At 37.4% G+C, this 12,365-nt stretch carries 13 protein-coding genes and 1 pseudogene; 10 read left to right on the forward strand and 4 right to left on the reverse strand.

Going from position 1 to position 12,365, the window contains the following annotated elements; all coding sequences use genetic code 11:
- Positions 1 to 469 (reverse strand): annotated as a pseudogene (locus DRF59_RS17030) (prolyl-tRNA synthetase); the annotation flags it as partial.
- A gap of 144 nt (positions 470 to 613) precedes the next feature.
- On the opposite strand from DRF59_RS17030, the gene proS reads away from it, so the two are divergent.
- The 6 genes from proS (at position 614) to DRF59_RS17065 (ending at position 7,992) form a co-directional block, all read left to right on the forward strand.
- Positions 614 to 2,089: a proline--tRNA ligase gene (gene proS / locus DRF59_RS17035; RefSeq protein ID WP_115962990.1), complete on the forward strand. Its 1,476-nt coding sequence runs from the start codon at positions 614 to 616 to the stop codon at positions 2,087 to 2,089.
- 118 nt (positions 2,090 to 2,207) lie between these two features.
- Entirely contained in the window at positions 2,208 to 3,515 is a 1,308-nt protein-coding gene (locus DRF59_RS17040) for an OmpA family protein (protein ID WP_115962993.1), read from the forward strand.
- A gap of 113 nt (positions 3,516 to 3,628) precedes the next feature.
- On the forward strand, positions 3,629 to 4,960 hold the full coding sequence (locus tag DRF59_RS17045; RefSeq protein ID WP_115962996.1) for an Nramp family divalent metal transporter: 1,332 nt from the start codon (positions 3,629 to 3,631) through the stop codon (positions 4,958 to 4,960).
- Positions 4,961 to 5,148: 188 nt separating this feature from the next.
- A complete protein-coding gene (locus DRF59_RS17055) occupies positions 5,149 to 5,685 on the forward strand; it encodes a nucleotide exchange factor GrpE (protein WP_115963002.1) in 537 nt (178 codons plus the stop codon).
- A gap of 100 nt (positions 5,686 to 5,785) precedes the next feature.
- A complete protein-coding gene (gene dnaJ / locus DRF59_RS17060; protein WP_115963005.1) occupies positions 5,786 to 6,904 on the forward strand; it encodes a molecular chaperone DnaJ in 1,119 nt (372 codons plus the stop codon).
- 77 nt (positions 6,905 to 6,981) lie between these two features.
- Positions 6,982 to 7,992 (forward strand): hypothetical protein, encoded by a 1,011-nt coding sequence (locus tag DRF59_RS17065; RefSeq protein ID WP_115963008.1) that lies wholly within the window; start codon positions 6,982 to 6,984, stop codon positions 7,990 to 7,992.
- Positions 7,993 to 8,039: 47 nt separating this feature from the next.
- Here DRF59_RS17065 and DRF59_RS17070 read toward each other — a convergent pair whose 3' ends face one another.
- Entirely contained in the window at positions 8,040 to 8,921 is an 882-nt protein-coding gene (locus DRF59_RS17070) for a DUF808 domain-containing protein (protein ID WP_115963011.1), read from the reverse strand.
- 142 nt (positions 8,922 to 9,063) lie between these two features.
- Between DRF59_RS17070 and DRF59_RS17075 the strand changes: the two genes are divergently transcribed.
- Together DRF59_RS17075 and DRF59_RS21150 are read left to right on the forward strand one after the other, a co-directional pair.
- Positions 9,064 to 9,576, forward strand: a complete 513-nt coding sequence (locus DRF59_RS17075; RefSeq protein ID WP_115963014.1) for a tetratricopeptide repeat protein — start codon at positions 9,064 to 9,066, stop codon at positions 9,574 to 9,576.
- Positions 9,557 to 9,922 carry a Crp/Fnr family transcriptional regulator gene (locus DRF59_RS21150; protein WP_241505621.1) on the forward strand — a complete coding sequence of 122 codons (366 nt, stop codon included), beginning with the start codon at positions 9,557 to 9,559 and terminating at the stop codon, positions 9,920 to 9,922. The genes DRF59_RS17075 and DRF59_RS21150 overlap by 20 nt, the downstream gene beginning before the upstream one ends.
- 128 nt (positions 9,923 to 10,050) lie before the next feature.
- Here the strand turns inward: DRF59_RS21150 and DRF59_RS21155 are convergent, their stop codons facing one another.
- Complete coding sequence (locus tag DRF59_RS21155; RefSeq protein WP_241505622.1) at positions 10,051 to 10,206, reverse strand: hypothetical protein; 156 nt, start codon at positions 10,204 to 10,206, stop codon at positions 10,051 to 10,053.
- Here DRF59_RS21155 and DRF59_RS17085 point away from each other — a divergent pair.
- Both DRF59_RS17085 and DRF59_RS17090 read left to right on the forward strand, forming a co-directional pair.
- Entirely contained in the window at positions 10,205 to 10,633 is a 429-nt protein-coding gene (locus DRF59_RS17085; RefSeq protein ID WP_115963017.1) for an SRPBCC domain-containing protein, read from the forward strand. The genes DRF59_RS21155 and DRF59_RS17085 overlap by 2 nt on opposite strands.
- 42 nt (positions 10,634 to 10,675) lie before the next feature.
- Positions 10,676 to 11,545 carry an alpha/beta hydrolase gene (locus DRF59_RS17090; RefSeq protein ID WP_115963020.1) on the forward strand — a complete coding sequence of 290 codons (870 nt, stop codon included), beginning with the start codon at positions 10,676 to 10,678 and terminating at the stop codon, positions 11,543 to 11,545.
- A gap of 44 nt (positions 11,546 to 11,589) precedes the next feature.
- Here DRF59_RS17090 and DRF59_RS17095 read toward each other — a convergent pair whose 3' ends face one another.
- Complete coding sequence (locus DRF59_RS17095) at positions 11,590 to 12,285, reverse strand: DedA family protein (RefSeq protein WP_115963022.1); 696 nt, start codon at positions 12,283 to 12,285, stop codon at positions 11,590 to 11,592.
- Positions 12,286 to 12,365 lie beyond the last annotated feature (80 nt).

Genomic DNA, 12,365 nt, shown 5'->3' on the forward strand with positions numbered 1-12,365 from the left:
ATCCACCCCAGCCCCAGGACAGTCCCATATTCCAGCCCCATCCACGGTTCCAGCCCCAATATGGGCTATAACCGCCATACCATCCCCAAGGATATCCCCAGGAATTGTCATAATAATTGGTCTGGGAACCCGCATACATTCCCCAATCGGAATCTGTAGCAGTGGTATTCCAGTCGTTACCGCTCCATTCGTTATATTTATTTTGTTGTTCTCTTGAATTTGCCTGTGCATTCTGGATTACATTGGAATCCTGATAGTAGTCATAGTATTCGCCTACTCTGTTTCCGCCACCATTAATGATCACTCCTTCGGGCAGCGTATCTTTGTTAGGGTCATAATATACCCCGTCTGTCTCGCTATACCCTCCCATCTGAGCACCACAAGACATAAGCAACAATCCGCCTGAAACTGCCAGAATCCCTTTAGATCTTAGCAGACCAAGCAAATTTTTATGTATATTTCTTTTCATGATAACGTAAAAATTTTTAATTTAAATTATATTTGCAATCTGTACCAAAAATGTACCAAAAGACTGGTAAAAAAATCTATCAAAAATAGATTTTTATTTTTAGATAACAATATTGTACAAAAGTTAAAAAAATTTTAAAAGATAATGGCAAAATTAACCTCAAGAAGCGAAGATTACAGCAAATGGTATAATGAGCTGGTTGTAAAAGCTGATTTAGCTGAAAATTCAGGAGTGCGTGGATGTATGGTCATAAAACCATATGGCTATGCAATCTGGGAAAAAATGCGTGATGAAATGGACAAAAAATTCAAGGAAACAGGTCACGTTAATGCATATTTCCCGCTTTTTGTGCCCAAAAGCTTATTTGAGGCTGAGGAAAAAAATGCAGAAGGTTTTGCAAAAGAATGTGCTGTAGTTACCCATTACAGATTAAAAACAGACCCTGATAATCCTCAGAAACTTATTGTAGATCCGGATGCAAAACTTGAGGAAGAACTTATTGTACGTCCTACTTCTGAAGCGATTATCTGGAATACTTACAAAAACTGGATCCAATCCTACAGAGATTTACCTATATTAATCAACCAATGGGCGAATGTGGTTCGTTGGGAAATGAGAACACGTTTATTCCTGAGAACTGCAGAGTTCTTATGGCAGGAAGGGCATACCGCTCATGCTACAAAAGAGGAAGCCATTGAAGAAGCAGAAAAAATGAATAAGGTATATGCAGATTTTGCAGAAAACTTCATGGCTATTCCCGTTATTCAGGGATTAAAAACACCTTCTGAAAGATTTGCAGGAGCTGATGAAACTTATTGTATTGAGGCATTAATGCAGGATGGCAAAGCTTTACAAGCCGGAACTTCACACTTTCTGGGTCAGAATTTTGCGAAAGCATTTGATGTAAAGTTCACGAACAAAGAAGGGAAAATAGAGCATGCCTGGGCTACTTCATGGGGAACATCAACCCGTTTAATGGGAGCTTTAATCATGACACATTCTGATGATTTCGGATTGATATTGCCACCAACCCTTGCGCCGATTCAGGTGGTTATAGTTCCTATTTTCAAAGGAGATGAGCAACTGAACCAGATTAGTGAAGTAGCTCTGGATATTCAGGCAAAATTAAGAGCAAAAGGAATTTCTGTTAAATTTGACAATGACACTCAAAATAAACCAGGCTGGAAATTTGCAGAATATGAATTAAAAGGAGTTCCTGTACGAATTGCAATGGGGCCAAGAGACCTGGAAAACAAGTCTGTTGAGATCGCAAGAAGAGATAATCTGACTAAAGAAGTTCGTTCTATTGAAGGCCTTGATTCTTATATTGAAGATCTTTTGAAAACCATTCAGCAGGATATTTACAACAAAGCATTTGAGTTCAGAAAAAATAATATCACCAAAGTGGATACCTATGAAGAATTCAAAAAAGTTCTGGAAGAAAAAGGTGGATTTATCTATGCCCACTGGGATGGTACCGCTGAAGAAGAAGAGCAGATTAAAGAGGAAACAAAGGCAACCATCAGATGTATTCCTTTAGATGATGATGTAGAAGAAGGTACTTCATTGATCTCCGGAAAACCGTCTAAAAGACGTGTATTATTCGCAAAAGCGTATTAAAAAATTTAATTTTTTTTAAAAAAACAACCGAATTTTAAAGAAAAATTAAAAAAAAATGACATTTGGACGAATTTTTGTTTAAATTTATAACAACATTAATCCAAAAAAATTTATTATTATGTCTTTAAATGTCATTGATTTAATTAAAGGACAATTAGGTCCCGCTTTGGTTTCACAGGCTGCTTCACAGTTTGGAGAAAGTGAATCCGGTATTTCTAAAGCAATTGGTGGTCTTTTACCTGCAGTAGTAGGCGGATTAGCCAATAATGCAGACAATCCTGGTGTATTGGATGCAATAACGAAAGCCCCTTCAAGTGGAATTTTAGGAAATCTGTTAGGCGGATCGTCCAGTAATCCTATTATTACCAATTTGTTATCTTCTATTTTTGGAGATAAGGTAAGTGGATTAATAAACTCTATTGCGAGTTTTGCAGGAATCAGTAATAATTCTGCGGGTTCTTTATTAAACCTCGTTACAGGAGCAACAGTAGGTACTGTAGGGAAATATGCAGCTGACAATAACCTGGGAGCTTCAGGAATTTCCAGTTTGTTAAATGATCAGAAAGGTATTATTTCAACGTTATTACCTGCAGGACTTTCTTTAGCTTCCCTGAATATCGGTGACTGGGCAAAAGGATATAAGTTTGATAATGACAATGATGCTATAAATACCCCTTCCAGTGAGGGACCAAAAGTAGAAGTTACAAGAAGTACAACACCTTCAGGAACAAATCCTGACAGAAATAACAATAATGAAGGCGGAGGGTCAATCTGGAAATGGTTACTTCCGCTTTTATTGTTAATTGCGGCAGGGTATTTCTTATGGAAACAATGTGAGAAAAAGCAGACAACTACAACTACCACCACCTCGGATTCAACAGCAGTCAATTCAACAACTGATACAGCAGCTACAGCCGGAACAGTAACAACTACAGCTCCTGCTACGACTAAAACTGATGAAAACATTGATCTTAACGGCATAATGCTAAAAGGTTACAAAGGAGGTATGGAAGATCAGATGATCTCGTTCCTGAAATCTGACGGTTATAAAAATGCTGCGGATGACTCTGCATTGAAAGACAAATGGTATGACTTTGACCATGTTAATTTCAAAATGGGAAGCTCTACTGAACTGGAAGCCGGGTCACAGGGGCAATTAGATAATCTGGTGGCAATTTTAAAAGCATTCCCTGATGCAAAAATTAAAATCGGCGGGTATACTGATAAAACAGGAAATGAAGCTTCCAATGTAAAATTATCTCAGGCTAGAGCTGATTATATCAAAGCAGCTTTGTCAAAGGCAGGAGTTGGCAGCCAGGTGCTTGGAGCTGAAGGATATGGAAGTAAATTTGCTACCGTAGATGCTACAGCTTCTGATGCTGAAAGAGCTGTTGACAGAAAAATGTCAGTAAGATTTGCAAAATAATCTTCAGATTCAATAAAAAAACAGATCCCGGGAATGGTTTCCCGGGATTTTTTGGTCTATGATTTTTCTGTTTACATTTATTTAATTAAATTTGTTAGTCAATTCTAACTTTTATGAATTTCAATTTAAAAACCGCGTGGCGAAAAGATAAAACTTTACATTCATTACCTGAGGTATACTCTTCTATCAAAGTCCCTAAAAAAGCAACATTCTGGAGAAAGTACCTTGCTTTTGCCGGACCTGGTCTCATGATTGCCGTAGGTTATATGGACCCTGGAAACTGGGCTACAGATATTGCAGGAGGAGCTCAATTCGGGTATACTCTACTTTCGGTAATTCTTATTTCGAATATTTTTGCGATGGTCTTACAGCACCTTTCCGTAAAGCTTGGTGTAGTAGCTGAAAGAGATCTTGCGCAAGCCTGCAGGGATCATTTCAGTCCAACTACCAATTTTATTCTCTGGATATTTTGTGAAATTGCCATTGCAGCCTGTGACCTTGCCGAAGTGATAGGTTCTGCTATAGCACTGAATCTTCTCTTCCATATTCCACTAACCTGGGGAATCGTCATAACAACAGTAGATGTTCTGATTATTCTTTTGCTCCAGGCAAAGGGATTCCGATGGATCGAAAGTATTGTAGGCGGACTGATTTTTATCATTCTGGCATGCTTTGTTTACGAAATTGTTATTTCAAAACCGGCTTTCAATGAAATACTTGGAGGGCTGGTTCCGCAAAAGGAAATCATTCAGAATCCTGCCATGCTTTATATTGCAATAGGAATTCTGGGAGCAACCGTTATGCCTCATAACTTATATCTTCACAGCAGTATCGTCCAGACCAGAGATTATACCCGGGATAACGAAGGTAAAAAAGAAGCTATAAAATTTGCAACGATAGACAGTACAGTCTCACTTATGCTCGCTTTTTTTATCAATGCTGCGATTCTTATCCTTGCTGCAGCCACGTTCCATACAACAGGAAACGAACATGTCGCAGATATTCACGATGCTTATAAAATGTTAACTCCCATCTTAGGAGCTTCCATGGCAAGTATCGCGTTTGCTATTGCTTTACTGGCCTCCGGACAAAACTCTACCCTTACGGGTACTCTCGCAGGACAAATTGTAATGGAAGGTTTCCTCAATATAAGACTAAAACCATGGCTCCGAAGATTAATTACCAGACTTATTGCAGTGATTCCGGCCTTAATTGTCACTATTATTTATGGAGAGCAGGGAACTACCGATTTACTGGTACTAAGCCAGGTAATTTTATCAATGCAGCTTAGTTTTGCAGTGGTACCGTTAGTGATGTTCACAAATGACAAAGCTAAAATGGGGGATTTCGTTAACACTCCTTTCCTGAAGGTCTGTGTCTGGATTATTTCAGTAATCATTATTATTCTTAATTTATATTTACTGTATCAGACGTTTACCGGATAATTAAAATCCCTGTTCGTAATGGTCAGCAGGCAATTTTGTTTATAAAAAAATGGTACAATAAAAGGATTGTCTTTTCTGCAGCTGAAACCACAAACAACTTTCATATCCTTTTCTTTTTCTGCCTTAATGTCCTGATTTTTTGATTTGGCAGACTCTTTGTCAAACAATCTGTAAATAAATATTGAATTATGGAAAATCAGGATATAAACGAAGAAAGCATCAATAATCAGGAAGAAAACAACATTCAGAACGAGGCTGTATCTGAGGACAATGTGACAGCTGCACCTTCTGCTGAGGAACTTTTGGCAGAAGAGAAAGACCGTTATATCAGACTGTATGCTGAGTTTGAAAACTATAAAAAAAGAACCGCTAAGGAGAAGATGGAATTCTTTCAGTATGCCAATCAGGATATGATGGTTTCTATGCTGGGGGTGCTGGATGATTTTGAAAGGGCCTTAAAAGAAATTGCCAAAAACGGGAACCCGGCAGACCTGCAGGGAGTGGAACTGATCTATCAGAAATTCAAAAATAAACTTAGTGAAAAAGGATTAAAAGTGATGGATGTAAAAGCCGGAGACAGCTTTAATGTAGACTTTCACGAAGCAATCACTCAGATTCCCGCCCCATCAGAAGATTTAAAGGGGAAAATCGTAGACGTTATTGAAACCGGATACACGCTAAGTGATAAAGTAATCCGTTTTGCTAAAGTAGTAACAGGAAACTAAAATTCGTAAATGATAAATGATAAGTGATAACTGATGAACATTTCACTTTGAGTTTTATAATATCTTTTATCATTTATCTACAATCAATTATAAAATAGTCATGTCAAAAAGAGATTATTACGAGGTTCTGGAGATCAGCAAATCTGCATCAGCCGACGAAATAAAAAAAGCATACCGAAAAATGGCCATCAAATATCACCCTGATAAGAATCCGGGAGATAAGGAGGCTGAAGAAAAATTCAAAGAGGCAGCTGAGGCTTACGAAGTATTAAGCGACGACCAGAAGCGTGCCCGATATGATCAGTTCGGTCATGCCGGAGTAGGCGGAAACGGAGGCTTTGGAGGCGGAGGCTTCGGAGGAGGAATGAACATGGAAGATATCTTCAGTCAGTTTGGGGATATTTTTGGTGGTGGTTTCGGAGGCTTCGGTGGCGGAGGCGGAGGACGCCAGCAGGTGAAAGGTTCTAATTTAAGAATCAGAATCAAGCTGAACCTTGAAGAAATGGTAAATGGTACTCAGAAGACCATTAAAGTAAAAAAAATGAAAGTGGCAGAAGGAGCCACTTCAAAAACATGTCCTACCTGTAATGGTTCCGGTGTTCAGGTTAAAGTAATGAACACTATGTTTGGCCAGATGCAGACTCAGACAACCTGTGGTACCTGTCAGGGAATCGGGAAAGTTGCTGACAAAATTCCTGCAGGAGCAAACGCACAGGGACTTGTAAAAGATGAGGAGGAAATCACAATTAACATTCCTGCCGGTGCAAGGGACGGAATTCAGCTTAATGTAAGAGGAAAAGGAAATGATGCTCCATTTGGAGGAACTCCGGGCGACCTGTTGGTTATTGTAGAAGAAGAAGTAGATCCAACGATCAAAAGAGAAGGAGACAATCTTCATCAGGAATTATATGTATCCTTTGCAGAAGCGGCTTTAGGAACAAAAAGAGAAATTCCTACAGTTGGCGGAAAAGTCAAAATCACGGTGGATCCGGGTACACAATCCGGAAAAATATTAAGACTTGCCGGAAAAGGGCTTCCAAGTATCGACAGCTATGGAAAAGGAGACATGTTCATCCACATCAATGTATGGACGCCTCAAAAGCTTACAAAAGAACAGAAAGATTTCTTTGAAAAGCAGATGTCCAGCGGCGAAATGGTTGCCGAACCATCCGGAAAAGAAAAAACTTTCTTTGATAAGGTAAAAGATTTATTCAATTAAATATAAAAAAGAGACCTGATGCAGGTCTCTTTTTTAGTATCAATATTTTGTATATTAGTCTATACCAAAAAAATTAAATGAAAAAAGCCTACTTCTTTTTAGTTTTTCTCCTTTTTCAGTTAAAGATATTTGGACAGGAAAATCAGGACAAGGAATTTCATAAGGTTGTGCCACATTGGTTTTCTGCCTGGACATTAGTGTACAAGGACCTTTATAAAATTGATACCATAAATCCTGTAGAGTTTGTTTTTTTTGATGAGAATTATGTGTATTCAACCTCTGCAGTTACCATAGATAAAGGGGAAATAATTGATGGTCCCAGCTTGCTGAATTTAAAACTGAACTGGAAAAAAAAGCTTCATAATGGTTCTATTGTTTTACCTAATAAAGTCTCTATTCCGATTGGTATCACCTCTTATGCTTCCGAAATCCCCGATACTGCACATCATTCTTTTTTTGTTATGCCTCTTCCCGGTTTCTGGGAAAAAGCAGGTATAGAAAGTAAAGAACTGGGACTGGACAATTTAATCACAGGAGTTTTCCTCCATGAGTTTTCCCATTCGCAGCAGATGCTCAATTTTGGAATAAAAATTACACAATATGAAAAGGAACACCATTTTGAAGTTCATTTAAATGATGATATCCTTCAAAACCTTTTCAGCCAGAATAAAGGCTATGTTAATCTGTTTAACGCTGAAGTTAACAGCTTCTATAACAGCATTCCGGATAAAGGCATTGATACGGAAGAGGTATTAAAGGGATTAAAGATCATGGATCAGAGACAAAAAAAATACCTTACCGGTAAGTATAAGACTTTAATTGAAATGGATGATATATTTCTTACCATGGAAGGTCTCGGCCAATACTCAATGTATCTGTGGCTTATTCATCCGGCAGGGGGCAACATTAATAAAGATCTGGCTCTCAAAGGTGTTCGTCGAAACAAAAAATGGTGGTCACAAGAAGAAGGACTTGCTCTTTTTTTAATTCTGGAACGATTAAAAGCTTCTGAATTTTGGGTAAAAGACATGTTTGGAACAAAACCGGTAATGATCACCCATTTAATAAAGTCAAATCTGAAAAAATAAATCCTGCTTTATGTAAGCAGGATTTTTTAACATTTAAATTCTAATCTTTATTTTTTTGTTGCCAAAGAATATATTGATTTTCCAATAGTAAATACTGCTACCGCTGCTAATCCACCAATAATTCCAAAGGTAAATTCTTTCAACATTGAGGGCCAGGTTGGAAGCAGGTCATGCAAATAATGAATATTATGAGAAAAAATTCCTCCCGATACTAAGATCAGTGCAATCGTTCCTACCACTCCCAGGATTTTAATAATCACCGGTAATGCTTTTACCAGCAAATGTCCAAGTTTAGAAAGGAATCCCTTATCATGACTTTTCTTAATCAGCTTGAAACCTGCATCATCCATTCTTACAATAAGGGCAACTATTCCATATACCCCGACAGTCGCAAGAAATGAGACAAAAGTTACCGTTAAAATCTGTGTAAGCAAAGGATGGTTTTCCTGAATAACAGTTCCCAGTGCAATAATTACAATTTCAATGGAAAGAATAAAATCAGTTCTGATCGCCGAGTTTATTTTTGCTTTTTCAGAAACTTCCGAGTTATCCTCTTCTTTGCTTTCTTCCACTACTTCATGTCCTTTTTTAGCTCTGTGGAACAGGAACTCAATAATTTTTTCAACTCCTTCAAATGCAAGGTATAAACCTCCCAATATAAGGATGATCTCAATGGCAGGCTTATAGAGCCAGTTGAGCAGAAAAGCAACAGGAAGAATGATCAGTTTATTGATAAAGGATCCTTTGGTAATAGCCCATAAAACAGGAAGTTCTCTGGAAGAAAGGAAACCAGTTGCTTTTTCAGCATTTACAGCAAGATCATCTCCTAAAATCCCTGCTGTCTTTTGGGTAGCTATTTTACTGGTCACTGCTACATCATCCATCAACGCTGCAATATCATCTAAAATTGCAAAAAAGCCTGACGCCATATTTTAATATTTTTTTAATTTCTGTTAACTCAAGCAAAAATAATTATTTAATTCCGTTTACAACAATAATTTGGAAAATTAGTAAAACAGCAAGAGATACACCATTTTCAATATTTTATATATTTGTTTAAAATCGCTACACATGGATAGCATGGAAAACTGGGAAAACCAATTGCAATTTATCTGGACACAGCTTGGAACAATAAGTCACAAGGAATTTCTCCAACGGATCGAAGATCATACAGCTTTAATAGCAGGTTCGCAGGCTATTGCTGATTTTGAGATGGCTTGTGCCTTTGACTCCACCGGCTATGAAAAGAATGCAGAACCTTTATACAGGTCTGCATTAGATCAGGGACTGACCGGTTTACGAAGAAGACGGGCACGGATCCAGCTGGCAAGTACACTTCGGAACAATGGAAAAACACAAGAGAGTATTCATATTCTAAGAGAAGAAAAAAATAATTATTCAGATGAGCTCAATGATGCCGTTGACGCTTTTTTAGCCCTTTCCCTATATTCTTCAGGAGCGAAAGGAGAAGCGTTGTCTCTGGCTTTAAAAGCATTATCCAAACACTTACCCAGATACAATAATTCCCTCTATCAATATGCAGAAAATTTAGATTCAATTCCTAATGAACAAAATAAGTCTTGAAAGTAGTCTTACTTCATATCTTACAAATATTACTCCGGATGATTTAAAAACAATCCTTTCATTTTTCAAACCGGAGATTCTCAAAAAGAATGAGTTTTTCCTGAAACCAGGAAAGAAAAGTACAAAATTAAGCTTTATCCGGTCCGGCTTTTTAAGGATCTTCTCTGAAACTGAAAAGAAAGAGATTACCCAATGGATTTCAACTGAAGGATATTTTGTAACAGACCTGGCCAGTTTTATGTCTGATATTCCTGCAAGATGGGCAATACAGGCACTTTCCGATACCGAGTTATATACCATCAATAAAGCTGATTATGAAACATTACAGGCCCGGGTTTCTCAATGACATACTTTAGAAAAAAACTTTATTGTTCATTGTTTTACAACTATTGAAGCAAGAGTTTATGCCCATTTGTCTATGACAGCTGAAGAAAGATATCTGCATTTTTTTAATGAAAATCCTCAATTGTTTAATCAGGTTCCATTACAGTACATTGCATCAATGCTTGGAATGACTTCTGAGACTTTCAGCAGGATCAGGAATAAAATTGCTTCAGGAAATTTTTGATTTTTATCAAGTAGATTCTTATTATTCTGGCCGACCTTTGTCTCTGTAAAATCATTTATCATGACAAAGAAGATTAAAACAGAAATTATCATCCATTCCGGTCCTGAAAAAATATGGGAAATCTTAACAGACTTTCATGCATATCCAACCTGGAATCCATTTATTACTGATATCCGGGGAAATTTAGAGGAAGGAAGCCAGATACAGGTCCGGATTGAACCTAATAGAGGAAAAAGTATGATTTTCAAACCGGTTGTCTTATCCAAAAAAGAAAATAAAGAGTTGAAATGGCTGGGAAAATTAATATTTAAAGGAATATTTGATGGTGAACACCACTTTGAGCTTATTGATCATAAAAATGGCACAACCCGTCTCATTCAGTCAGAAGAGTTTTCAGGTTTTCTGGTTCCTTTTTTTAACCTCAAAAATACAGAAGCCGGGTTCCGGGCCATGAACCAAAAAATAAAAGAATTAGCCGAAAAATCATGAGTGGTCCTATTTCTGAATCACATATTTTCTTACATTTGATGCATGAAAAAGCTCGTCCTCAGATATCATTTTTTTGTTTTAGGATGCATCAGCTTTATACTGAATTCATGTAATACAAGATTCAGAGTATGGGTAGGCCCCGGCGGACAACAAAAAATCTACAACTTAAAATACGGAGATCATAAAAAGCATAAAATGGATGTCTTTCTACCCAAAGGTTATCCGCAAAATACTCCTGTTGTTCTTATTGTCCACGGTGGAGGCTGGACATTAGGGCGAAAAGAACACATGATCCAGATTCAGAAAATGCTTTTCGAAAATAAAATCCCAAGCATCAATATGAATTACCGGCTGGTTTCCAGACGAAAAAAGATTACCTATAAACAACAACTCGAAGACATTGGGTTGGTGATTAATAAATTCAATCTTTTAACCGATAAAGCTGAGCTGCTTCCGGATAATTATGTTCTGCTGGGAGAAAGTGCCGGAGGACATCTTGCGCTTCTGTACGGTTACCAGCATCCTGATCAGATCAAAAAAATCATTTCACTAAGTGGCCCCACTGATTTTTACAGCCCGGAATACCTGAATTCCTTTTATTCCAAATACACCTCTCCTACTTTCCAGAAAGTAGTGGGAACCAGATTCGACAGGAAAAATATTTCCGATGCATTTAAAGAGGCCAGTCCTATTGCCAATATTACGCATGTTCCTACCCTCCTGTTTCAGGGAACAAGTGATTTTCTGGTTAACCGGAATCAGGGGTTTTCCATGGATTCTGCACTTACGCGGATGAATGTCCCACACAAACTGGTCATCATGGAAAGATCCGGACATGCTCCAAGATTTTTCAGCAAAAGAAAAAGAGATAGTATTATTTATCCGAATATCCTGGAATGGATAAAAAAATAACCTGCTTTACCAGCAGGTTTATATTTTTAATGGAATCTGTTCTACTATTCGAAATCTTTATTTTCATACTTGGACAGATCATCTTTTTTTCCGAAAACAAATTTGATGATAACCGGAAGCGTAGTAACAAGAACAATAACAATGATAATGTATTCCAGTTTTTCTTTTAAATTCACTCCAAACTGCTCCATAAACAGCTTATCAAGATAATGTCCTGCAAAGATCAGGATAAATGACCATAAGACAGCCCCGATGATATTATCTCTTAAAAATTCTTTTTTATCCATTTTTACAATTCCTGCCACTATCGGAGTAAATGTCCTTACAACGGGTAAAAATCTGGCCATGATAATAGCTAAAGCACCGTGTTTTTCAAAAAAGTCATGAGCCTGATAAAGATATTTCTTCTTAAAAAGCATTGAATCCGGTCTTTTATACAGAGCAGGCCCTGTTTTCCGGCCGAAATAATATCCTACTTCGTTTCCTATAATGGCTGCCAAGGCTACTCCGGTAGCCAAAAGGGTAGTATCCAGAAAATCGCTCCCTGTGGAGCCGAATGTCTCTTTGATAATTTCTACTGCATAAATCCCTGAAACAAACAATAAAGAGTCTCCGGGAAGAAAAAATCCTACAAAAAGACCTGTTTCAGCAAAAACAATAAACAAAATAAGCCAAAACCCTCCCATTTTTATATAAAACTCCGGGTTTAATAAATCCTTCCAGCTATTAAAATCTTCCATATATCTCGATGAACAACAAAAATAAGCCTAAAATGTCTGAAACAAAAATAAATTATAAGATTTTAACTAAAATTCATCTC

Source organism: Chryseobacterium flavum (assembly GCF_003385595.1).
Lineage (GTDB): Bacteria > Bacteroidota > Bacteroidia > Flavobacteriales > Weeksellaceae > Chryseobacterium > Chryseobacterium flavum.